The organism is Burkholderia sp. AU31652, from assembly GCF_002223155.1.
Lineage (GTDB): Bacteria > Pseudomonadota > Gammaproteobacteria > Burkholderiales > Burkholderiaceae > Burkholderia.
The window spans coordinates 36,423-58,359 of the sequence record NZ_NKFG01000006.1 but is presented as its reverse complement, the minus strand read 5'-3'; the positions used below and the strand labels follow the sequence as shown (position 1 = coordinate 58,359).

The following is a 21,937-nucleotide window of genomic DNA, read 5'->3' as shown; positions in this document are numbered from 1 at the left end:
TCGTATCCGCGTTCAACCAGACAGAGCCACACATGAACATTTCCAAATTCTTTATCGACCGGCCGATCTTCGCAGGAGTCCTATCGGTGATCATCCTGCTCGGCGGGGTGATCGCGATGTTCCTGCTGCCGATCTCCGAGTATCCGGAAGTCGTGCCGCCTTCCGTGATCGTCAAGGCGCAGTATCCGGGTGCGAACCCGAAGGTGATCGCCGAGACGGTCGCGTCGCCGCTCGAAGAGCAGATCAACGGCGTCGAGGACATGCTCTACATGCAGTCGCAGGCGAACAGCGACGGCAACATGACGATCACCGTCACGTTCAAGCTCGGCACCGATCCGGACAAGGCCACGCAGCTCGTGCAGAACCGCGTGAACCAGGCGCTGCCGCGCCTGCCGGAAGACGTGCAGCGGCTCGGCATCACGACGGTGAAGAGCTCGCCGACGCTGACGATGGTGGTCCACCTGATCTCGCCGGACAACCGCTACGACATGACCTACCTGCGCAACTACGCGCTGATCAACGTGAAGGATCGCCTGTCGCGGATCCAGGGCGTCGGCCAGGTGCAGCTGTGGGGGTCGGGCGACTACGCGATGCGCGTGTGGCTCGATCCGCAGAAGGTCGCGCAGCGCGGGCTGTCGGCCGAGGACGTCGTGCAGGCGATCCGCGAGCAGAACGTGCAGGTCGCGGCCGGCGTGATCGGCGCGTCGCCGTCGCTGCCGGGCACGCCGCTGCAGTTGTCGGTGAACGCGCGCGGCCGCTTGCAGACGGAAGACGAGTTCGGCGACATCGTCGTGAAGACGACGCCGGACGGCGGCGTCACGCACCTGCGCGACATCGCGCGGATCCAGCTCGACGCGTCCGAATACGGGCTGCGCTCGCTGCTCGACAACAAGCCGGCCGTCGCGATGGCGATCAACCAGTCGCCGGGCGCGAACTCGCTGCAGATCTCGGACGAAGTGCGCAAGACGATGGCCGAGCTGAAGCAGGACATGCCGGCGGGCGTCGACTACAAGATCGTCTATGACCCGACGCAGTTCGTGCGTTCGTCGATCAAGGCCGTCGTGCACACGCTGCTCGAAGCGATCGCGCTGGTCGTGATCGTCGTGATCGTGTTCCTGCAGACCTGGCGCGCGTCGCTGATTCCGCTGATCGCGGTGCCGGTGTCGATCATCGGCACGTTCTCGCTGCTGCTCGCGTTCGGGTATTCGATCAACGCGTTGTCACTGTTCGGGATGGTGCTCGCGATCGGGATCGTGGTCGACGATGCGATCGTGGTGGTCGAGAACGTCGAGCGGAACATCGAGAGCGGGATGAACGCACGGGCGGCGACCTACAAGGCGATGCAGGAAGTGAGCGGGCCGATCATCGCGATCGCGCTGACGCTCGTCGCCGTGTTCGTGCCGCTCGCGTTCATGTCGGGCCTGACCGGCCAGTTCTACAAGCAGTTCGCGATGACCATCGCGATCTCGACGGTGATCTCGGCGTTCAACTCGCTGACGTTGTCGCCGGCGCTGTCCGCGATCCTGCTGAAGGGTCACGGTGACAAGGAAGACTGGCTCACGCGCGTGATGAACCGCGTGCTCGGCGGCTTCTTCCGCGGCTTCAACAAGGTGTTCCATCGCGGCGCGGAGAACTACGGCCGCGGCGTGCGCGGCGTGCTGTCGCGCAAGACGCTGATGCTCGGCGTGTACCTCGTGCTGGTGGGCGCGACCGTGCTCGTGTCGAAGGTCGTGCCGGGCGGCTTCGTGCCCGCGCAGGACAAGGAATACCTGATCGCGTTCGCGCAGCTGCCGAACGGCGCGTCGCTCGACCGCACCGAGAAGGTGATCCGCGACATGGGCTCGATCGCGCTGAAGCAGCCGGGCGTCGAGAGCGCCGTCGCGTTCCCGGGGCTGTCGGTGAACGGCTTCACGAACAGCTCGAGCGCGGGCATCGTGTTCGTCACGCTCAAGCCGTTCTCGGAACGGCACGGCAAGGCGCTGTCGGCCGGCGCGATCGCGGGGGCGCTGAACCAGAAGTACGGCGCGATGAAGGACTCGTTCGTCGCGGTGTTCCCGCCGCCGCCGGTGCTCGGCCTCGGTACGCTGGGCGGGTTCAAGATGCAGGTGGAGGATCGCGGCGCGGTCGGCTATGCGCGGCTCGCGGATGCGACCAACGACTTCATCAAGCGCGCGCAGCAGGCGCCTGAGCTTGGCCCGTTGTTCACGAGCTACCAGATCAACGTGCCGCAGCTCAACGTCGATCTCGATCGCGTGAAGGCGAAGCAGTTGGGCGTGCCGGTGACCGACGTGTTCAACACGATGCAGGTGTATCTCGGCTCGCTGTACGTGAACGACTTCAACCGCTTCGGCCGTGTGTATCAGGTACGTGTGCAGGCCGATGCACCGTTCCGCCAGCGTGCGGACGACATCCTGCAGTTGAAGACACGCAACGACCGTGGCGAGATGGTGCCGCTGTCGTCGCTCGTCACCGTGACGCCGACGTTCGGCCCGGAAATGGTCGTGCGCTACAACGGCTACACGGCGGCCGACATCAACGGCGGCCCGGCACCGGGCTTCTCGTCGGGCCAGGCGCAGGCCGCGATCGAGCGCATCGCGCATGAAACGCTGCCGCGCGGCGTGCGGTTCGAATGGACCGACCTCACGTACCAGCAGATTCTTGCCGGCGATTCGGCGATGTACGTGTTCCCGATCAGCGTGCTGCTCGTGTTCCTCGTGCTCGCGGCGTTGTATGAAAGCCTGACGCTGCCGCTCGCGGTGATCCTGATCGTGCCGATGAGCATTCTGTCGGCGCTGACGGGCGTGTGGCTCACGCAGGGCGACAACAACATCTTCACGCAGATCGGCTTGATGGTGCTGGTGGGGCTGTCGGCGAAGAACGCGATCCTGATCGTCGAATTCGCGCGTGAACTCGAACACGACGGCAGGACGCCGCTCGAGGCCGCGATCGAGGCGAGCCGGCTGCGGCTGCGCCCGATCCTGATGACGTCGATCGCCTTCATCATGGGTGTGGTGCCGCTCGTCACGTCGACGGGTGCCGGTTCGGAAATGCGCCATGCGATGGGGGTCGCGGTGTTCTTCGGGATGCTCGGCGTGACGCTGTTCGGGCTGATGCTGACGCCGGTGTTCTACGTCGTGCTGCGCACGCTCGCGGGCGGCAAGATCCACGTCGCCGGGAAGGACTCGGCGGGTTACGGTGTGCCGTCCCAGCACGTGCCGGCTTCGGATGCTTGAGGACAGGAAGATGAATAACTTGCACAACACGAATGGCCTGATGCGCTTCGCGAAGGTGGCGGCCGCGAGCACCCTGCTCGCGACGCTGCTCGCCGCGTGCGCGGTGGGGCCCGACTACAAGCGCCCGGATGCGCCGACGCCTGCCGCATTCAAGGAAGCGCCGACGCTTGCCGCCGGCGAGCAGGCCGGCACGTGGAAGACGGCCGAGCCGGCGGACGGCGCGCATCGCGGCGAATGGTGGAAGGTGTTCGGCGACCCGGTGCTCGATTCGCTCGAGACGCAGGCGCTCGCCGCGAACCAGAACCTGAAGGCCGCGGCTGCACGTGTCGAGGAAGCACGCGCGGCGACGCGTTCGGCGCGCTCGCAGTGGTTCCCGCAGGTCGGCGCCGGCTTCGGGCCGACGCGCGAGGGGCTGTCGTCGGCGTCACAGTTCCAGCCGCAGGGCACGGGGCCGACCAACGCGACGCTGTGGCGCGCGCAGGGCACCGTGTCGTATGAAGCCGACCTGTTCGGCCGCGTCGGCCGCAACGTCGAGGCGTCGCGTGCCGACCAGGCGCAGAGCGAAGCGCTGTTCCGCTCGGTGCAGCTCGCGCTGCAGGCGGACGTCGCGCAGAACTACTTCGAACTGCGTCAGCTCGATTCCGACCAGGACTTGTACCGCCGCACGGTGGAGTTGCGCGAGCAGGCACTGAAGCTCGTGCAGCGCCGCTTCAACGAAGGCGACATCAGCGAGCTCGACGTATCGCGCGCGAAGAACGAGCTGGCGACCGCGCAGGCCGATGCGGTCGGCGTCGCGCGGCGGCGCGCGGCGTCCGAGCATGCGCTCGCGATCCTGCTCGGCAAGGCGCCCGCGGATTTCGCGTTCAAGGAAACGCCGATCGTGCCGGTCGCGGTGAAGGTGCCGCCGGGCCTGCCGTCCGCGCTGCTCGAGCGCCGTCCGGACGTGTCGGCGGCAGAGCGCGCGATGGCGGCCGCGAACGCGCGGATCGGCCTCGCGAAGTCGGCGTACTTCCCGAAGCTCGACATCACGGGGGCGTTTGGGTATGAAGCGTCGACGCTCGGCAACCTGTTCCTGTGGTCGAGCCGCACGTTCCTGCTCGGGCCGTTCGCCGGTACCGCGCTGACATTGCCGCTGTTCGACGGCGGCCGTCGTGCGGCCGGCGTGCAGCAGGCGCGCGCGCAGTACGACGAGCAGGTCGCGAACTACCGGCAGCAGGTGCTCGTCGCGTTCCGCGAGGTCGAGGACAATCTCGCCGACCTGCGCCTGCTCGACGACCAGATCCGCGCGCAGGATGCGGCCGTCAACGCGTCGCGGCGCGCGGCGACGTTGTCGCGCACGCAGTATCAGGAAGGGGAGGTCGCGTATCTCGACGTGATCGACAGCGAACGCTCGGTGCTGCAGTCGCAATTGCAGTCGAACCAGTTGACCGGCGCGCAGGCCGTGTCGACCGTGAACCTGATCCGCGCGCTGGGCGGCGGATGGGGGCCGGCACCGACGGCGGTGGGCGATGCGGCGACGGGCAAGGCGGAGGTGGCTGCGCGGTGATGCACCGGCCCGAGACGGGCCGACTTACTGGGTAGTCGATCGAAGAACCCCGATCCGTGGCGACGCGGATCGGGTTTTTTATTGGCGGTCAGTCACGGCGGTCAGGCCTGTTGCTCCGGTTTCACCTCTGTGCGTTCCGCGATCACCACCGCGTAGCGGCCGACCGCATCGGCGATGCGATGCGCCAGTTCCGGATCGCGCACCGCGCGCGCGAGCGTGACGCCGCCCGACAGCAGCGCAAGAAACGCGATGGCCCGATCGTCATCGGGTGGGTTATCCATTCCTGCCGACACTTCGTCAACGATCTGCCGCAGTGCCTGCTCGTAAGCGTCGCGCGTTTCGTCGTCGGCGCGCATCACTTCCGGGGACAGGCTTGGCAGCGCACAGCTTTCACCGAGCTCGCAAGTGCGTCGCGGCCCGAGGTAGAACGACACGAACGGGCGCCGCCAGCGCGCGCCATGCTCGGCCTTGAACGTCGCGACGCCTTGCCGGAGCTGGGCGAGGCCATCGAGGACGACCTGCCGGAACGCTTCGCCCTTCGTTTTGAAATGGCCGTAGAACGCGCCGTTGGTGACGCCCGCCGCCTTCGTCAGCGGACCGATGCCGGAGCCGCCATACCCCTCCTCGCGGAACAGCCGGCTCGCGGCTTCGAGGATGCGCGTACGGGTTTCGTGCTTGTGCTCGACGGAATAACGCATGACAGGCTCGCTTCAGAGTGATCACTCTTTATCTTGCATAGAGAGCGATCAGTGTCTAATGTATAGAGAGTGACTGGTATTTATATCACGTCACCTGACCGATGACCTGACCAGGAGAAAGTGCGATGCCGATTACGCTGACAGTATCCGAAGGGGTTTTCACGCCGGACGACGAGGGGGCGGTGTTTGCCGAGTTGACCGATGCGCTGCTGGACGTCGAGGGGCTTACCGGGAATGCGTTCCTGGCGCCGAACGTGGTGGGCACGCTCAACGTGCTGCCGCGAAACCGGACCTTCGTGCATGGACGCGCGGAACCCGCCGCGTTCGTCGAGCTGAAGCTGCCCGCCGTGGCGCTCGCGGCGCCCGACCGTCAGCGGCAATTCGTCGAACGGGCGACGGCGATCGTGCTGCACCGCGCCGGCGGGCGGCTGACGCCCGCGCAGGTGTGGGTGAACGTCGTCCATGCGGTCGATGGTGGATGGGGCATTGCCGGACGACGCTACGACAACGCATCGCTCGTCGATTCGATCCAGAGCGCGGCGGCGGCAGCGCACTGATCGCAACTAACGGTCAAGCCATCAGGCGTTGACCGACGGCGTGGCGGCGCTCGCCGCCACGCCGGTCATTTTTCATCGCCTGCAGCCCGCAGCGCGCGAACCAGTTCGCTGGCCGCCTTGCCGAGCCCTGTGTGCTTCGGCCGCCTCAGGAACACGGGCAGCGGCAACCCGTTGCGGATGTTCGCGAACACGAGCGGCGCGAGTTCGCCGTCGGCGACGTATCGGCCGGTCACGGATTCGGGCAGGTTCGCCCAGCCATGTCCGGCCTTCACCAGCGCGATTGCGGTCGCCATGTCGGTCACCTTCCACGTGCGGTTGCCGATCAACGGCCGCACGTCGGTCAGCGGCCGCTCGGGATCGGCGATCACGATCTGCCGGAAGCCCGACAACCGCTCGATCGCTTCCGGTTGCGCGCATTCGGCGATCGCCGGATGGCTCGGCGCGGCGACCGCGACGAGCGTCTCGGTCCACAGCGCGTGGATCTGCTCCTGCGGATGCAGGTCGAGCCCGCCATACGCGACACAGAGATCGACGGCGCCGCGATGCAGCGCATCGATGATCACGTCCTGCGGCGCCGTGACGATGCTGATCGCGAGCGCCGGGTATTTCGCGGCGACGGCCGTCAGCGCGTGGGCGACCGGCGCGCCGTCGAGTTCGGCCGCGAGGCCGAGCCGCAACGTATCCTCGACGCCTTCCGACAGGTGCTGCGCATGCGCGCGCAGCGCGTGCAGCCGCTCGGCGATCGAGCGCGCGTCGGGCAGCAGCGCCGCCATCGCGGCGGTCGGCGTCGGTTCGCGCGTGCCGCGGTCGAACAGCACGAGGTCGAGCTCGGCCTCGAGGTTCGCGATCGCCATGCTGATCGCCGACGGCGTGCGGCCGAGCGCCCGCGCGGCCGCGGAAAACGAGCCTTTGTCGATGACGGTCAGCAGCATGTCGATGTGGTCGCTGGTCAGCATGCACTGGCCTCCTGTCAGAAAAATTGAAAGGACCTGACTTTTGCGGACGCGCTACCCGCTGATAGTCTCGCCACCTTGTTCGATAGAAGGTGGATGGTCATGCAAGGGTGGAAGAGACGCATAGTCTACGTCGTGATGTTCGAGGTGCTCGGCATTCTGATCGCATCGTCGGTGCTCGGCATGCTGAGCGGCGCGAGCGTGGCGGCGAGCGGCCTGCTGGGCGTGATGATCTCGACGACGGGTGTCACCGTCAATTTTGTGTACAACCTCGTGTTCGAGGCTTGGGAGCGCAGGAGTGCGGCGACGACGCGCACGGTCGGACGCCGTGTGGTGCATGCGATCGGCTTCCAGGTCGCGCTCGTGACGTTCCTGATCCCGCTGATCGCGTGGTGGCTCGACGTGTCGCTGCTGCAGGCGTTCCTGTACGACGCGGTGCTGATCGTGTTCTTCCCGATCTTCACGTTCACGTACAACTGGGCGTTCGACAGCGTGTTCGGGCTGCCCGATGCGGTCACGCGCAAGGCGGAGCCGGAGCCCGCCGCGTGGTAAGCCGTGCTGAAGGAATTGCGCAGGCAGGCAGATTGACGGAACGGACGCGCCGGTCACGCACGGCGGTTGATGAAGCGGCGATGCGGCACGGATCCGCATCGTCGTTGAACAGCGAGGAGAACGGGCGGCGCGGAAACCGCCCGCGAGCGTTACGCGGCGACGAACTCGTGCACGAAGCGGTTGAACACGGCGGGGCTCGCGGCGTTCATCCCGTGCGATGCGCCGGCGACGGTCTGCCGTTGCGCATTGCCGATCCATTGCGACAGCGTGTCGACGTTGTTGCGGAACATCTTCGGGCTGCGCTGGCCGTCGATCAGCAGCGTGCGGCATGCGATGTCGCCGGCCGTGTGCTGCGAGTACGCGGGCAGCGGGTCGCGCAGCTGCTTCGGCAGCGTGCTCGCGTTGTCGATCGCCATCGTGCGGAAACGCGACGTGCTCTTCTTCCATGCACCCGGCAGGCTCACGGAATCGACGAACATCTCGAGGCCCGATTCGACGTCGCCTTGCCCGATCAGGTTCACGGCCTGCGTGCGCAGCGCGATCGCGGCGGCGGGCAGCGCGGCTTCGCGCACGCCCGGCTGTTGCAGCGGGCCGCCCGGATCGGCGAGCGTCAGCGATTCGACGAGATGCGGATGCTGGCGCGCGACGTTAAACGCAACGCTGCCGCCGCGCGAGTGGCCGACCAGGTGCACGGGGCCGAGGTCGAGCGCGTCGATGAATTCGGCGAGCTCGTCGACGTGGTTCTGCCAGCTGAACTCGTCCTGGATGCCCGCTTCGACGGCCGGCCAGTAATGGCTGAGGCTCGGCGCGATGCAGCGGTAGTGGGCCGACAGCGCGGCGAGCTGCGGATCCCAGTAGCGGTAGTCGCACAGCGAGCCGTGCACGAACACCATCGGCGCGCCGCTGCCCCGCTCGACATACGGCAGGCTGATGCCTGACGAAAGCGTCGCAAATTGCAGGTCGGGGTTCGCGAGCACGGACGGCTCGATTCGCATGTTCATGACTGAAAGACTCAAAGGTGCGTCAACACGACGCAACTATGCATCACGGCGACCTGCAAGGAAAACGCATAATTTTCATCGTGACGATCAATTTTATTGATGGCTCGGCCGGAAACCCTTGTCGTGAGGGGACGGGTGTCGATGCTTTCAATCATCTGACGATTGGTCGAGGCGCTGGAAAGGCTGGAAAAGGGCGTGCGGCGACCTGCGCACCTGCACATCGCATGTTTGGAAAACGGGAAGAAGGCGAGCCGCGAAAGCGGCCGGCGCGTCAGCGCACCGCCAGCGCGGGCGCGGTCTGAAGCACGACGGGGAGGTCGTTGTCGGTCGCGAACTGCATCGCGAAATCGAATGCGTCCGCGCATACGGTGCGCAATTCATCCGACACGAACAGGCATTTGACGTTGCCGTCGACGACGGGCATCGCGAGCCGCGACAGCGCGCACGGATAGCCGGGCCGCCGTTCGCCGACGAACAGCGTGATGACGCCCGCGAGGCGCTCGGGCCAGTCGCTCGGGCGGAAGGCTTTCTGCGCGTGCGTGACGCCGCGGATCAGGTGGCCAGTGACGCGGCCGTGTTCGGTGATGTCGATGCGATCCATGCTGGAGTGCGTGTCCTCGTTCGCGTCATTCGCCGTCATCGGCCGCCGCGTCGCCGCGCGCGGGAATCCGCAGGTTGCGCAGCTTGTGATAGAGCGTTTTCTTCGGCATCCCGAGCGCTTCGCTTGCGTCCGCAACATTGCCGTTGTGACGCTGCAGCATGTCCTCGATCAGCATCCGCTCGAAATACGCGAGCTGCTCCGCGAGCGTGCCGCCCGCGGCCGGCGTGCCGCCGGACGACAGCAGGCTGTCGCCAGTCAGCCCGAGTACGAAGCGGTCGGCCACGTTCTGCAGCTCACGCACGTTGCCGGGCCACGCATGCGTCATCAGTTCGGACACCTGCGCAGCCGTGACGACCGGTGCCGGCTGCCCGAAGCGGCGCGCGGCCGCGAGCACGAAATGCTCGAACAGCAGCGGCACGTCCTCGCGCCGCTCGCGCAGCGGCGGCAGTTCGATCTGCGCGACGTTGAGGCGATACAGCAAGTCCGCGCGAAAGCGGCCGTCGGCCGCGAGCTCGGCGAGATCGGCCTTCGATGCGGCGACCACGCGGCAGTCGACCGGAATCAGCTCGTTCGCGCCGAGCCGCTCGACCACGCGCTCCTGCAGCACGCGCAGCATCTTGACCTGCAGCGGAATCGGCATCGTCTCGATCTCGTCGAGGAACAGCGTGCCGCCGTCCGCCCATTCGATCTTGCCGATGCGCTTCTTGATCGCGCCGGTAAATGCGCCGGCTTCATGGCCGAACAGTTCGCTCTCGAACACCTGCTCAGGCAGGCCGCCGCAGTTCAGCGCGACGAAATGCGCGTCGCGCCGGCCGCCGAAGTCGTGCAGGCTGCGCGCGATCAGTTCCTTGCCGGTGCCCGTCTCGCCGGTGATCAGCACCGACACCGACGTATCGGCGAGGCGCAGGATCTTCTTGCGCACGTCGGCCATCGCGGGCGACTTGCCGAGCACGAACGCCTCGATGCCCTGCCAGTTGTTCAGCGCCGCGCGCAGCCCCTGGACCTCGAGCGTCAGGCGGCGCTTCTCGACCGCGCGCGCGACGCGCCCCGCGATCACGTCCGACGAGAACGGCTTCTCGATGAAGTCGTACGCGCCGACCTGCATCGCGCCGACGGCCGTCGAGATGTCGGCATGGCCGCTGATCAGCACGACCGGGATCTGCGCGTCGATGGCCATCACGCGATCGAGCAGCTGCAGCCCGTCGATGCCCGGCATCCGCACGTCCGACACGATCACGACCGGCGCGCCGGGCGCGACGTGATGCAGCGCGTCGGCGGCCGACGCGAACGCGTCCACTGCGAAGCCGGCAAGCGCTACCGCCTGCTCGACGCCGATCCGGACGTTTTCATCGTCCTCGACGACCAGCACCCGAATCTCATCTTCCATGCTCTGTCCTTTGCAGCGTGGCCGCCGCGAATTCGATACTGAACTGCGCGCCGCCTTCGTCGCGGTTCGTCGCGGCGATCTTCGCGCCGAACGCCTCGACGATGCGCGACGTGATCGCGAGGCCGAGCCCGAGGCCCTGGCCGCGCGGCTTGGTCGTGACGAACGGCTCGAACAGATGCGGCAGCACGTCGGGCGCGATGCCCGCGCCGCTGTCGGCCACGGTAAAGCGCACGCGGCCGGCTTCGTCCGGCCCGGCGGCCTCGATGACGATACGGCGCACGCTCGCGTCGTGCACCGCGTCGAGCGCGTTGCCGAGCAGGTTCACGATCACCTGCTGCAACTGGCTCGATTCGGCCGACACGGCGGTGCCCGGCGCGATGTTCACGTCGAGCTGCACGCCTTCGTCGCGGATCCGCGCATCGTAGATGAGCCGCGCATGCGCGACGGCCTCGTTCAGCGACACCGCGACGCGCTCGACGTCCGGCTTGCGCGCGAAGGTCTTCAGCTCGCCGGTGAGCACCGCCATGCTGTCGACGAGCTTGCCGATCCGTTCGAGATTGGCGAGCGCCGGCGCGGGCTGGCCGCGCTCGAAGAACGTGCGCGCGTTGTCGCACAGCGTGCGGATCGCGACGAGCGGCTGGTTCAGCTCGTGCGTGAGGCCGGCGGCCATCTGCCCGAGCACCGCGAGCTTGCCCGCATGCACGACTTCCTGCTGCGATGCGCGCAGCCGCTGCTCGGTGCGCTCGCGCTCGACGATCTCGCGCTGCATCCGTTCGTTCGCGGCCGTCAGCGCGGCCGTGCGCTGCGCGACGGTCAGCTCGAGCTGGTCGTTCGCGCGCCGCAGCGCGTCCTGCGCGTTCAGCCGCGCGACGATCGCCCGGCGGCGCTGGATCGCGTAGCCGGCGAGCAGCGCGGCGATCAGGAACGCGCCGGTGACGAACACGAAAGCCGTCTGCTGCTGGCGCCGCGCGCCCGCGATGTCGAGCAGCACCATCAGAGAATCGCCGGCCTGCGGCGCGGGGCGCGACATCACGAGATAGCGCGTGGTGCGGCCGCTGTGGCGCGTATCGGGGAAGGTGCCGAACCACGCGGCCGCGCTGCGGTCGCCGATATGGCGGTACGGCAGCGCGTCGACCGTGCGGCCCGCGTATTGCCGCGACGCCTGGATGTCGCGCTGCTGCTGCGCGGTGATCGGGCGCAGCGCGGTGAATTTCCAGGCGGGTTCGGTCGAGATCACGACCACGCCGTTGCTGTCGACGACCATCGCGGCGACGCCCGGCGCGCGCCACGCCGATTCGAGCGAATCGACGCTGATCTTCACGGCGGCCACGCCGATCGGCACGCCTTCGTCGCGCACCGCGCTGGCGAAGTAGACGCCCGGCACGCCGGTGTTGGTGCCGATGCCGAAGAAGCGGCCGCTGCCGCGCGCGAGCGCGTCCTTGAAATACGGCCGGTACGACACGTTGGTGCCGACGAAGCTGAGCGTCTCGTTCCAGTTGCTGGCGGCGATCACGTCGCCCTGCAGGTCGATCACGTCGACCGCGCCGCTGCCCGCGTCGCGGTTCACGGCTTCGAGGTAGGTGTCGACCGTGTGCACGAGTTCGGGGGCGTCATGCGGCGCGGCTTTCAGCATCGTGCGCACGCCATCCTGCCGCGCGACCAGGCCGGGCAGGATCTCGAAGCGGCCGAGTTCGCTCTTCAGGCTCGACGCATACAGGTCGAGCCGGTGCGCGCCGGTTTCCTCGAGCGCGTCGATCGCGCGTTCCCACGCGAAATCGACGGCCGCGGCCGCCACGCACACATACAGCACGCCGGCCGATGCCCAGCCCCACCACGGGATTCCCTTGAAGCTTTTCTGCACGTTCGCCCTCATCGAAGCCCGCAACCGTCCGCACGGCGTGACGCCCGAAACGACACCCCGAACGACGCGCGCCGCGCGCCGGCTGGGCCGGCGGCGGCGCGTGCGAAGCGGCCTGCGCGACGGTGCGCGCGGCGGCGCGTCATCCGAAGTGGGCGACCAGGATCAGCGTGACCGTGACGACGATCGCGCCGCCGATCCGCGTCGCGATCTGCGCGAACGGCATCAGCTGCATCCGGTTCGCGGCGGTCAGGATCGCGACGTCGCCGGTGCCGCCTTGCCCGCTGTGGCAGGCGTTCACGATTGCGGTGTCGATAGGGTACATCTTCATCAGGCGGCCGACCACGAAACCGGTGCCCATCAGCGTCGCGACGGTCGACACGATGGTGACGACGTTGACGATCGTGAACGCGGCGGTCAGCTTGTCCCACGGCGTCATCGCGACGCCGATCGCGAACAGCAGCGGGTACGTGACGGCGGTCGAGAAGAACTTGTAGACGACGAACGCGCCTTCCTGCAGCGGCGGCGACACCGCGCGCGCGAGCTTCACGAGCACCGCGAGGAACAGCATCGCAACCGGCGCGGGCAGGCCGAACAGCTTGTGCGCCATCAGGCCGACCAGGTACAGCGTGATGGCCGTGATGCCGGCGCCCGCGATGTGCGAGACGTCGACGTGGCCGCGGATTTCCTCGTTCTCGGGCGTCATGTCGCCCGATTCGCCGACCTGCAGGCGGCCGTTGCCGGTCAGGTGCGGGAAGCGCTTGCCGAGCATGTCGAGCGCGCCCGACAGGATGATCGCGGTCAGGCTGCCGAGCATCACCGGCGGCAGCACCATCGCGAACATTTCGCCTTGCGGCAGGTGCATCAGTTCCGAATAGCCGATCGACAGCGGAATCGCGCCTTCGCCGACGCCGCCGGCCATGATCGGCACGACGATGTACAGCAGCGTGTGGCGTGCGCCGAGGCCGAGCGCGGTGCCGACCGCCGTGCCGACGATCGCGGCCGCGACCGAGCCGGCCGCGAGCGGGATGAAGATCTTCACGAAGCCCTGGATCAGCACGCGGCGATCCATGCTCAGGATGCTGCCGACGATGATCGACGCGATGAACAGGTACAGGAAGTTGGTCGACTTCGTGAACTCGACGGTCAGGTTCAGCACCGGCTTCGGCAGCACGTGGTAGTACGTGAGCGCCGACGGCACGAAGGTCGCGAAGATCGCGGCCGCGCCGATGTTGCGCAAGAGCGGCAGGCGCTTGCCCAGTTCCGCGCAGGTGAAGCCGAAGAACGCGAGCACCGCGATCGCCATCGAGATCTCGCCGGGCACCTTGCCGGTCACCGAGAAGCCGACGATCAGCGCGAGCAGGATGAAGTAGACGGGCAGCGGAATGATGCCGATGCGGATTTCCATCAGTTTCCACCAGCCTTCCGGCCAGAAGCGCGCGCGCGGGGCGGCGACGGCGTCGGAAACCGGCTCCGGATGGGACGGGGTATGGATAGAGGTCTGCAAGACGTGTCTCCTGATGTTGGTATGCCTGCATGGCTTCGCGGCATCGTGTGCCGTCTATTACGCAACCCCCGTGCCAGAAATCCGGCCTGCCGGAATATTTTTAATGCATTGATTTATAAGGGGTTTGTTTCGTCTGCGGAAAGGGAGTCCCGGCCCGCTGGCCGAGATTTCGGAATTCGCCCGGCGCCCAGGCCGAGATTTCGGCCTGGCGGCCGGCCGGGCAGCCGGTCAGGCCGCCGATCCCGCATGGCCGCCCGCCATATCGCCGCGCGCGATTTTCTTCGCACAATCGCTTCGTAGACCGCCCCCGCGCCGCTCTCTATCATCGGCTGATCTTTTCCGATGCGTTTGACCTCTGTCCGGAGAACGCCCGTGCGTTCGCCGCGGCGTCGCTCATCCATCGATACCGTCTTTGGACAGGAGAGTGGTTTCCATGCTGCATGCCGTTTTTTCCGCCCGCTTTTCCGCCGGCCGCATCGCGCGCCTGCTGGCTGCCGCCGTGCTTGGCGTCGCCTTGCTCAATGGCGCGCACGCGGACACCGCGCCGCTGAAGGTCGGCATCTCGACCAGCCCGCAGATCGAGGCGCTGAAGGTCGCCGCGAAGGAAGCGAAGGCGCAGGGGCTCGACGTGAAGATCGTCGAGTTCACCGACTGGAATACGCCGAACGCGGCGCTCGCGAACAAGGACATCGACGTCAACTACTTCCAGCACATCCCGTTCCTCGAGAACGCGAACAAGCAGGGCGGCTACAACTTCGTGTCGATCGCGCCCGGCACGATCATGAAGATCGGCCTCTATTCGAAGAAGGTGAAAAGCTTCAGCGAGCTGAAGGACGGCGCGAAAGTCGCGATCGCGAACGATCCGGTGAACGGCGGGCGCGGGCTGCTGTTGCTGCAGCGCGCGGGGCTCATCACGCTGAAGCCGGGTGCCGACTACCGCGCGACGACGCATGACATCGTCGCGAACCCGAAGCACCTGAAGATCATCCCGCTCGAAGCGTCGCAGCTCGCGCGCTCACTCGACGACGTCGATCTCGCGCAGGGCTACCCGAGCTTCATCAAGCTCGCCGGCACGACCGACCCGAACAGCGCGCTGCTGTTCGACGGCACCGAGAACAAGATCTTCGCGATCCAGTGGGTCGTGCGGCCGGACAGCGTGAACGATCCGCGCATCCGCAAGTTCATCTCGATCTATCAGCACTCGCCTGCGGTGCGCAAGGCGCTCGACAACGCGTTCGGCTCGCTGTACGCGATCGCGTGGTGACGGAGGCGGGCATGACGACGGCGAACCGCAAGAAAATCCTGCTCAACGCGTTCAACATGAACTGCGTCGGGCACATCAACCACGGGCTGTGGACGCATCCGCGCGACCGCTCCGCGCACTACACCGATCTCGACTACTGGGCCGACCTCGCGAAGACGCTCGAACGCGGCAAGTTCGACGGGATCTTCCTCGCGGACATCGTCGGCGTGTACGACGTGTTCGGCGGCGGCCCCGACGCCGCGCTGCGCGAATCGGTGCAGGTGCCGGTCAACGATCCGCTGCTGCTCGTGCCCGCGATGGCGCAGGTCACGCGGCACCTCGGCTTCGGCGTGACCGCGAACCTCACCTACGAGCCGCCATACCTGTTCGCGCGCCGCATGTCGACGCTCGATCACCTGACGAAAGGGCGCGTGGGCTGGAACATCGTCACCGGCTATCTCGACAGCGCCGCGCGCGGGATGGGCCTCGCGCAGCAGATCGGCCACGACGACCGCTACGAGCGCGCGGACGACTACATGGACGTCGTCTACAAGCTGTGGGAACAGAGCTGGGACGACGATGCGGTGATCCGCGACGCGCAGGCGCGCGTGTTCGCGCAGCCGGGCAAGGTGCGGCGCGTGAAGCACGACGGGCCGTTCTATTCGATCGACGCGATTCATCTGAGCGAGCCGTCGCTGCAGCGCACGCCGGTGCTGTACCAGGCCGGTTCGTCCGCGCGCGGCGTCGAGTTCGCCGGCCGTCACGCGGAATGCGTGTTCGTGAACGGGCAGAGCAAGGCCGCCGCGCGTGCGGCGACACTCGACATTCGCGCGGCCGCTGCACGGCAGGGCCGCGACCCGGCGTCAATCAAGATCTTTGCCGGCGTGAGCGTCGTGACGGCCGAGACTGAATTGCTTGCCCGCGAGAAGTTCGACGAGTACCGGCGCTATGCGAGCGCCGAGGCCGGTCTCGCGCATTTCGCGAGCTCGACCGGCATCGACTTCGCGAAGTACGGACTCGACGAACCGATCTCGTACGTGAAGACCGATTCGATCCAGTCGGCCGTCGACGCGATCTCGCGCAAGAGCACGACCGGCACGTGGACCGTGCGCCGCATGCTCGAACAGATGTCGCTCGGCGGCCGCTATGCGCCGATCGTCGGCTCGCCGTCGCAGGTCGCGGACGAACTGCAGTCGTGGATCGACGAGACCGGCATCGACGGCTTCAACCTGACGCGCACCGTGATGCCCGAGTCGTTCGAGGATTTCGTCGACTGGGTCGTGCCCGAGCTGCAGAACCGCGGCGTCTACAAGGAAGACTACGATCCCGCGCCGACGCTGCGCGAGAAGCTGTTCGGCGCGGGCCCGCGCCTGCCCGCGTGGCATACCGGCGCGCAGCACCGGCCGGGCGCCGCCGTGCACGCCGAATCCGCGCATCCCGCGCATGTCTGAACGTGACGGAGCGAAGCGATGACGCAATTGTTCGATACGCTGGGTTTCATTGAGACGTCGGCAGTACGTGCGGGAGCCGAGGCAACGGCACATGACGAAGCGGCCGCGTCGGCCGAATCGACCCGCGCCGGCGCCGCCGTATCGCTGGAGCAGGTCGGCAAGGTGTTCGCGACGCCGCGCGGCCAGGCTGCCGCGCTGCGCGACGTGACGCTCGACGTGCGGCGCGGCGAGGTTTTCGGGATCATCGGCCGCAGCGGCGCCGGCAAGTCGACGCTGCTGCGGCTCGTGAACGGCCTCGAGCGGCCGAGCTCGGGCCGCGTGCGCGTGCAGGGCGTCGACGTCGGCGCGCTCGACGAGAACGGGCTCGTCGCGTTGCGGCGCCGCACCGGGATGGTGTTCCAGCATTTCAACCTGCTGTCCGCGAAGACGGTGTTCGAGAACGTCGCGCTGCCGCTGAAGATCGCCGGCGTGCCGAAGGCCGAGCGCGTGCGCAAGGTCGAGGCGCTGCTCGACCTCGTCGGGCTCGCCGCGAAGCGCGACGCGTATCCGGCCAGCCTGTCGGGCGGGCAGAAGCAGCGCGTCGGCATTGCCCGCGCGCTCGTGCACGATCCGGAGGTGCTGCTGTGCGACGAGGCGACGTCGGCGCTCGATCCCGAGACGACGCAGTCGATCCTCGCGCTGCTCGCCGACATCAACCGTCGCCTCGGGCTGACGATCGTGCTGATCACGCACGAGATGGAAGTGATCCGCGCGGTGTGCGACACGGTCGCGGTAATCGAGCAGGGCGAAGTCGTCGAAACGGGCCCCGTGTGGCGCGTGTTCGGCGATCCGCGCCACGGCGCGACGCGCGCGCTGCTCAGCACGCTCGTGCACGACCTGCCGGCCGAACTGGCCGCGCGCGTGCAGCCGTTGCCGGCACAAGCCGCGTTGCCTGAAGGCGCGCAGGTCGTGCTCGACGTCCGCTATACGGGCGAGAGCGGCGGCGAGCCGGATGTCGGCGCGCTCGCGGTGGCGCTCGGCGGCTCGGTGCGTTTCCTGCACGGCGGGATCGAGCGCATCCAGGGGCACGCACAGGGGCGGCTCGTGATCGCGGCGGCACTGCGTGCGGACGACGCCGGCCAATCGACCGCCCGCGGCGGCGCGGTGGCCGCGCTGCTCGAACGCGCGCGGCGCCACGCGAATCACGCGGAGGTGCTCGGCTATGTTTGATCTCTGGTGGCCCGAACTGCTCGACGCGATCCGCGACACGTTGTCGATGGTCGCAGCGTCGGCCGTGATTGCCGCGCTGATCGGCATCCCGCTCGCGGTGATCCTCGTGACGACCGCGCCCGGCGGCATCTACGAGCGGCGCGGCGTGAACGCGGTGCTCGGCGCGCTCGTCAACGTGTTTCGCTCGACGCCGTTCATCATCCTGCTCGTCGCTTTGCTGCCGTTCACGCGCGTGCTGATCGGCACGACGATCGGCGTCTGGGCGGCCGTCGTGCCGCTGTCGATCGCCGCGATCCCGTTCTTCGCGCGGATCGCCGAGGTGAGCCTGCGCGAAGTCGACCGCGGGCTGATCGAGGCCGCGCTCGCGATGGGTGCGAAGCGCCGCCACATCGTCTGGCACGTGCTGCTGCCCGAAGCGCTGCCCGGCATGCTCGGCGGCTTCACCATTACCGTCGTCGCGTTGATCGGCTCGACGGCGATGGCGGGCGCCGTCGGCGCGGGCGGCCTCGGCGATCTCGCGATCCGCTATGGCTACCAGCGTTTCGACACCACCGTCATGGCGACCGTGATCGTGATCCTGATCGCGCTCGTCTCGGCCGTGCAAATCACGGGCGACCGCCTGGTCCGACGCGTGACCAGGCGTACCTGAGCGACGCCACAAGCGTCCGCTCGCTTCATTCATGATCCTGAGAGAAAGAAACCTATGACCTTGCCCATCGGCGCGCCGCGCGAATGGAACGGACAATTCGAGGAAGCGCTGTTTCTCGACGTGGCGCGACGCCATCGTCCTGACTTCCCGGCGAAGCTCGCCACGCCGCCGCGCGAGCCGCGCAACGACGACGAACTGGCCGCCGTCGCCGACTACTACACGAAGATGGCGTCGCATGACCTGTTCATCGTGCAGGTCGTCGCGAAGGCGATCGACACGCTGTTCCGCGACGATCCCCATTTCCAGCTGATCCTGTCGCGCCAGCTCGGCGACGACGGCGCGCACGCGGTGATCGGCCGCGAACGCGTGACCGAACTGACGGGGCGTGATCCGCTGCCGGAAGTCGACCGGCTCGTCGCCGCGCACTGGGCGCGCATCGGCGACATCGCGGTGCGCGACATCGCCGGCTTTCTCGCGTTCGAATGGCATTACGAGCTGCACATCCTCGCGAAGCTGTGGATCCAGCGCAAGACCGGCCGCATCGGCGATTCCGCGATGCGCGAGCACGGCGAGAACCGGATCCGGCCGGACGAGGAATGGCATCGCGTGCAGATCGTCCAGTGGTGGTTCGACACGTTGAAGGCGCTGCCGGCAGCCGAACGCGATGCGCTGATCGATCGCGTGATCGCGGCCGACGAGGAAACGCAGGCGCGGCTCGACGGTTACCTGCACGACGAGTACGCGCACACCGCGCACGTGTTCGGCGCGGATATCGCCGAATACCGCGCGATCTACGACGACTGGCGGCGCGAGATCCTGTCGCGGCTGACCGGCCGCACGCTCGACGCGCTGGTGCCGCTGTCGGGTGAAGCGGTTGCGCAGGAAGCCGTCGCATGAACGATCCGCGTGGCCCGGCGACCTTTGCGCCCGATACCGATACGCCTGCTTTCGACCACGTCGCGCTGGCGCGCGCGATCGACGCGTTGCGCACCACGGCCGCCGCGCGCGACCGCGCGGGCGGTCATGCGGCGCAGGAGAAGCAGTGGCTCGCCGATGCGGGCCTGCTGACGCTCGCGGTGCCGCGTGCGTTCGGCGGGCAGGAAGCCGCGTGGCCCGGGATCTACGATGCGATCCGGCAGATCGCGCGCGTCGACAGCGCGCTCGCGCATCTCGTCGGGTTCCAGTGCCTGCAGGTGGTGAGCGTCGACGTGTGGGGGAACCCCGCGCAGCGCGAGCGCTACCTGCGTGGCACGGTCGAGCAGCAATGGTGGTGGGGCAATGCGGTCAATCCGCTCGACACGCGGCTCGTGGCCACGGCCACGCCTGACGGCGGCTACCGGCTCGATGGCGTGAAGGGTTTCTGTTCGGGCACGCGCGGCTCGCAGCGCATGACGGTGTCCGCGCACGATCCGGACACCGGCCGCACCGTGTTCGGCGTGGTGCCGACCGATCGCGCGGGGATCACGGTCAACGAAGACTGGGATCCGATCGGCCAGCGCCAGACCGACAGCGGCAGCGTGCGCTTCGACGGCGTGACGCTTGCGGCGGACGAGGTGCTGCACCGTTCCGAGACGCCGCCGACCCCGCGCGCGACGCTGCGCACGCTCGTGTCGCAGCTGGTGCTGACCAACCTGTTCGTCGGGCTCGCGGAAGGCGCGCTGGCGGAAGCGCGCGACTACGTGCTGAAGCATGGCCGCCCGTGGATCCAGTCGGAGGTCGCGCAGGCGAGCGACGATCCGTACACGCTGCAGCGCTTCGGCGACATGCGCGTGCGGGCGATCGCCGCGGCGGCGCTGGCCGATCGCGCGGCCGCCGCGTTGCAGCGTGCCTGGGCGCGGCAGGATGCGCTGACGGCCGACGAACGCGCCGAGGTGGCGCTCGCGGTATCGGAGGCGAAGATCGTCGCGCAGCGCGCGGCGCTCGAGAACGGCGAGGCGCTGTTCGACGCCTGCGGCGCACGCGCGACAGCCGCGTCGCTCGGCCTCGACCGCTTCTGGCGGAACGCGCGCACGCATACGCTGCACGATCCGCTCGACTACCGGTTGCGGGATGTGGGCCGGTTCGCGCTGACGGCCGAGTTGCCGCAGGCGTCGCTCTATACATGACGGCGTGATGCCGGAGCGGCGCGGTCCGCTCCGGACAAAACCTAACCGGCATGCTGGACGTTTGAAATGATATGTTATATCGTTGCGATACTATGTATCACTCGATGATCGTCCACTCTCCTCCCGGAATCGCCCGATGAGCCCCGCACTCTCCCCGTCCACGCGGCTTCCCGTGACCGTCCTGTCCGGCTTCCTCGGCGCCGGCAAGACGACGCTGCTCAACCACATCCTGAACAATCGCGAGGGCCGGCGCGTCGCGGTCATCGTCAACGACATGTCCGAGGTCAACATCGACGCCGCGCTCGTGCGCGACGGCGGCGCGGGGCTGTCGCGCACCGACGAGAAGCTGGTCGAGATGAGCAACGGCTGCATCTGCTGCACGCTGCGCGAGGATCTGCTGATCGAGGTCGACCGGCTCGCGCGCGACGGGCGGTTCGACCAGCTCGTGATCGAATCGACCGGCATCTCGGAGCCGCTGCCGGTGGCCGAGACGTTCACGTTCGAAGGCGAGGACGGCCGCAGCCTCGGCGAAGTCGCGCGGCTCGACACGATGGTGACGGTGGTCGACGCGTTCAATTTCCTGCGCGACTACGCGTCGCGCGACAGCCTGCAGTCGCGCGGCGAATCGATGGGCGAGGAAGATGCGCGCACGGTCGTCGATCTGCTGATCGACCAGATCGAGTTCTGCGACGTGATCGTGATCAACAAGATCGACCTGATCGATGCAAGCGCGCGCGAGCGGCTGGTCGCGCTGCTGCGTGGCTTGAACCCGCGCGCACGGATCGAGATCGCCGAATTCGGCAAGGTGCCGCTCGAGCGCGTGCTCGACACCGGCCTGTTCGACTTCGACGCGGCGTCGCGCGCGCCGGGCTGGCTGCAGGAGATGCGCGGCACGCACACGCCCGAGACCGACGAATACGGCATTCGCAGCTTCGTCTATCGCGCGCGCCGGCCGTTCCATCCGCAGCGTTTCTTCGAGCTCGTCGAAAGCGAATGGCCGGGCGTCGTCCGCTCGAAGGGGTTCTTCTGGCTCGCCACCCACCCGACCGTCGCGGGTTCGTGGTCGCAGGCCGGCGCGGTCGCGCGGCACGGGCCGGCCGGCTACTGGTGGGCGGCCACGCCGCCCGAGCGCTGGCCGGAGGACGCGGAAGCCGTTGCGCAGATCCGTGCGCGCTGGGACGAACGCGTCGGCGATGCGCGGCAGGAACTCGTGCTGATCGGCATGGACATGGACGAGCCCGCGCTGCGCGCGCGCTTCGACGCGTGTCTGCTGACCGATGCCGAGATGGCCACCGGCCCCGAACACTGGACCACGTGGGACAACCCGTTTCACGACTGGCCCTGACCTGAACGCGCTTCCTGCATCGATCCGGATGGAGAAGGCGCT

Annotated in this window: 18 protein-coding genes; 11 read left to right on the top strand and 7 right to left on the bottom strand. The window is 67.8% G+C overall.

Features of this window, described 5'->3' with window-relative positions; translation table 11 throughout:
* The first annotated feature begins 32 nt into the window (after positions 1-32).
* Both ceoB and opcM read left to right on the top strand, forming a co-directional pair.
* Positions 33-3,233: a multidrug efflux RND transporter permease subunit CeoB gene (gene ceoB, locus CFB40_RS30350; protein WP_089433382.1), complete on the top strand. Its 3,201-nt coding sequence runs from the start codon at positions 33-35 to the stop codon at positions 3,231-3,233.
* Between the two features lie 10 nt (positions 3,234-3,243).
* The gene (opcM, locus tag CFB40_RS30345; protein ID WP_089428987.1) at positions 3,244-4,779 is read left to right on the top strand and encodes a multidrug efflux transporter outer membrane subunit OpcM; all 1,536 of its coding nucleotides are present in this window, start codon (positions 3,244-3,246) and stop codon (positions 4,777-4,779) included.
* 101 nt (positions 4,780-4,880) lie between these two features.
* Here opcM and CFB40_RS30340 read toward each other — a convergent pair whose 3' ends face one another.
* Positions 4,881-5,477 (bottom strand): TetR/AcrR family transcriptional regulator, encoded by a 597-nt coding sequence (locus CFB40_RS30340; protein WP_089433381.1) that lies wholly within the window; start codon positions 5,475-5,477, stop codon positions 4,881-4,883.
* A 125-nt stretch (positions 5,478-5,602) separates the two neighbouring features.
* Between CFB40_RS30340 and CFB40_RS30335 the strand changes: the two genes are divergently transcribed.
* Positions 5,603-6,034 (top strand): Tautomerase enzyme, encoded by a 432-nt coding sequence (locus CFB40_RS30335; protein ID WP_089433380.1) that lies wholly within the window; start codon positions 5,603-5,605, stop codon positions 6,032-6,034.
* Positions 6,035-6,099: 65 nt separating this feature from the next.
* Here the strand turns inward: CFB40_RS30335 and CFB40_RS30330 are convergent, their stop codons facing one another.
* Positions 6,100-6,990 (bottom strand): LysR family transcriptional regulator, encoded by an 891-nt coding sequence (locus tag CFB40_RS30330; RefSeq protein WP_089433379.1) that lies wholly within the window; start codon positions 6,988-6,990, stop codon positions 6,100-6,102.
* A gap of 99 nt (positions 6,991-7,089) precedes the next feature.
* On the opposite strand from CFB40_RS30330, the gene CFB40_RS30325 reads away from it, so the two are divergent.
* Positions 7,090-7,539: a PACE efflux transporter gene (locus CFB40_RS30325; RefSeq protein WP_089429227.1), complete on the top strand. Its 450-nt coding sequence runs from the start codon at positions 7,090-7,092 to the stop codon at positions 7,537-7,539.
* Positions 7,540-7,688: 149 nt separating this feature from the next.
* On the opposite strand, the gene CFB40_RS30320 is transcribed toward CFB40_RS30325, so the two are convergent.
* The 5 genes from CFB40_RS30320 to CFB40_RS30300 form a co-directional block, all read right to left on the bottom strand.
* Entirely contained in the window at positions 7,689-8,540 is an 852-nt protein-coding gene (locus CFB40_RS30320) for an alpha/beta fold hydrolase (RefSeq protein WP_089433378.1), read from the bottom strand.
* A 271-nt stretch (positions 8,541-8,811) separates the two neighbouring features.
* A complete protein-coding gene (locus CFB40_RS30315; protein WP_089433552.1) occupies positions 8,812-9,141 on the bottom strand; it encodes a DUF3579 domain-containing protein in 330 nt (109 codons plus the stop codon).
* Between the two features lie 25 nt (positions 9,142-9,166).
* The gene (locus tag CFB40_RS30310) at positions 9,167-10,528 is read right to left on the bottom strand and encodes a sigma-54-dependent transcriptional regulator (protein ID WP_089433377.1); all 1,362 of its coding nucleotides are present in this window, start codon (positions 10,526-10,528) and stop codon (positions 9,167-9,169) included.
* Positions 10,518-12,401 carry a sensor histidine kinase gene (locus CFB40_RS30305; RefSeq protein ID WP_089428994.1) on the bottom strand — a complete coding sequence of 628 codons (1,884 nt, stop codon included), beginning with the start codon at positions 12,399-12,401 and terminating at the stop codon, positions 10,518-10,520. Before CFB40_RS30305 ends, CFB40_RS30310 begins: the two co-directional genes overlap by 11 nt.
* Before the next feature lie 127 nt (positions 12,402-12,528).
* On the bottom strand, positions 12,529-13,893 hold the full coding sequence (locus tag CFB40_RS30300) for a 2-hydroxycarboxylate transporter family protein (protein ID WP_089433376.1): 1,365 nt from the start codon (positions 13,891-13,893) through the stop codon (positions 12,529-12,531).
* 433 nt (positions 13,894-14,326) lie between these two features.
* Between CFB40_RS30300 and CFB40_RS30295 the strand changes: the two genes are divergently transcribed.
* The 7 genes from CFB40_RS30295 (at position 14,327) to zigA (ending at position 21,895) form a co-directional block, all read left to right on the top strand.
* A complete protein-coding gene (locus CFB40_RS30295) occupies positions 14,327-15,157 on the top strand; it encodes a MetQ/NlpA family ABC transporter substrate-binding protein (RefSeq protein ID WP_089433375.1) in 831 nt (276 codons plus the stop codon).
* Positions 15,158-15,168: 11 nt separating this feature from the next.
* Positions 15,169-16,587 (top strand): LLM class flavin-dependent oxidoreductase, encoded by a 1,419-nt coding sequence (locus CFB40_RS30290; RefSeq protein WP_089429229.1) that lies wholly within the window; start codon positions 15,169-15,171, stop codon positions 16,585-16,587.
* Positions 16,588-16,605: 18 nt separating this feature from the next.
* Positions 16,606-17,796 carry a methionine ABC transporter ATP-binding protein gene (locus tag CFB40_RS30285; RefSeq protein WP_089428997.1) on the top strand — a complete coding sequence of 397 codons (1,191 nt, stop codon included), beginning with the start codon at positions 16,606-16,608 and terminating at the stop codon, positions 17,794-17,796.
* Positions 17,789-18,445 carry a methionine ABC transporter permease gene (locus CFB40_RS30280; RefSeq protein ID WP_046546161.1) on the top strand — a complete coding sequence of 219 codons (657 nt, stop codon included), beginning with the start codon at positions 17,789-17,791 and terminating at the stop codon, positions 18,443-18,445. Before CFB40_RS30285 ends, CFB40_RS30280 begins: the two co-directional genes overlap by 8 nt.
* A gap of 54 nt (positions 18,446-18,499) precedes the next feature.
* Entirely contained in the window at positions 18,500-19,342 is an 843-nt protein-coding gene (locus tag CFB40_RS30275; RefSeq protein ID WP_089428998.1) for a hypothetical protein, read from the top strand.
* Positions 19,339-20,550, top strand: coding sequence for an acyl-CoA dehydrogenase family protein (locus CFB40_RS30270; protein ID WP_089433374.1), 1,212 nt, complete (start codon positions 19,339-19,341; stop codon positions 20,548-20,550). Before CFB40_RS30275 ends, CFB40_RS30270 begins: the two co-directional genes overlap by 4 nt.
* Positions 20,551-20,686: 136 nt before the next feature.
* Positions 20,687-21,895: a zinc metallochaperone GTPase ZigA gene (gene zigA / locus CFB40_RS30265; protein WP_089433373.1), complete on the top strand. Its 1,209-nt coding sequence runs from the start codon at positions 20,687-20,689 to the stop codon at positions 21,893-21,895.
* The last annotated feature ends 42 nt before the right edge of the window (positions 21,896-21,937 follow it).

Excerpts from the sequence above, each read along its gene's own strand:
- CFB40_RS30280 (WP_046546161.1), top strand. The coding sequence starts at position 17,789 with ATGTTTGATCTCTGGTGGCCCGAACTGCTCGACGCGATCCGCGACACG.
- CFB40_RS30295 (WP_089433375.1), top strand. The coding sequence starts at position 14,327 with ATGCTGCATGCCGTTTTTTCCGCCCGCTTTTCCGCCGGCCGCATCGCG.
- CFB40_RS30320 (WP_089433378.1), bottom strand. The coding sequence starts at position 8,540 with ATGAACATGCGAATCGAGCCGTCCGTGCTCGCGAACCCCGACCTGCAA.
- opcM (WP_089428987.1), top strand. The coding sequence starts at position 3,244 with ATGAATAACTTGCACAACACGAATGGCCTGATGCGCTTCGCGAAGGTG.
- CFB40_RS30315 (WP_089433552.1), bottom strand. The coding sequence starts at position 9,141 with ATGGATCGCATCGACATCACCGAACACGGCCGCGTCACTGGCCACCTG.
- CFB40_RS30275 (WP_089428998.1), top strand. The coding sequence starts at position 18,500 with ATGACCTTGCCCATCGGCGCGCCGCGCGAATGGAACGGACAATTCGAG.
- CFB40_RS30285 (WP_089428997.1), top strand. The coding sequence starts at position 16,606 with ATGACGCAATTGTTCGATACGCTGGGTTTCATTGAGACGTCGGCAGTA.
- zigA (WP_089433373.1), top strand. The coding sequence starts at position 20,687 with ATGAGCCCCGCACTCTCCCCGTCCACGCGGCTTCCCGTGACCGTCCTG.
- CFB40_RS30290 (WP_089429229.1), top strand. The coding sequence starts at position 15,169 with ATGACGACGGCGAACCGCAAGAAAATCCTGCTCAACGCGTTCAACATG.
- CFB40_RS30310 (WP_089433377.1), bottom strand. The coding sequence starts at position 10,528 with ATGGAAGATGAGATTCGGGTGCTGGTCGTCGAGGACGATGAAAACGTC.
- ceoB (WP_089433382.1), top strand. The coding sequence starts at position 33 with ATGAACATTTCCAAATTCTTTATCGACCGGCCGATCTTCGCAGGAGTC.
- CFB40_RS30335 (WP_089433380.1), top strand. The coding sequence starts at position 5,603 with ATGCCGATTACGCTGACAGTATCCGAAGGGGTTTTCACGCCGGACGAC.
- CFB40_RS30305 (WP_089428994.1), bottom strand. The coding sequence starts at position 12,401 with ATGAGGGCGAACGTGCAGAAAAGCTTCAAGGGAATCCCGTGGTGGGGC.
- CFB40_RS30330 (WP_089433379.1), bottom strand. The coding sequence starts at position 6,990 with ATGCTGACCAGCGACCACATCGACATGCTGCTGACCGTCATCGACAAA.
- CFB40_RS30270 (WP_089433374.1), top strand. The coding sequence starts at position 19,339 with ATGAACGATCCGCGTGGCCCGGCGACCTTTGCGCCCGATACCGATACG.
- CFB40_RS30325 (WP_089429227.1), top strand. The coding sequence starts at position 7,090 with ATGCAAGGGTGGAAGAGACGCATAGTCTACGTCGTGATGTTCGAGGTG.
- CFB40_RS30340 (WP_089433381.1), bottom strand. The coding sequence starts at position 5,477 with ATGCGTTATTCCGTCGAGCACAAGCACGAAACCCGTACGCGCATCCTC.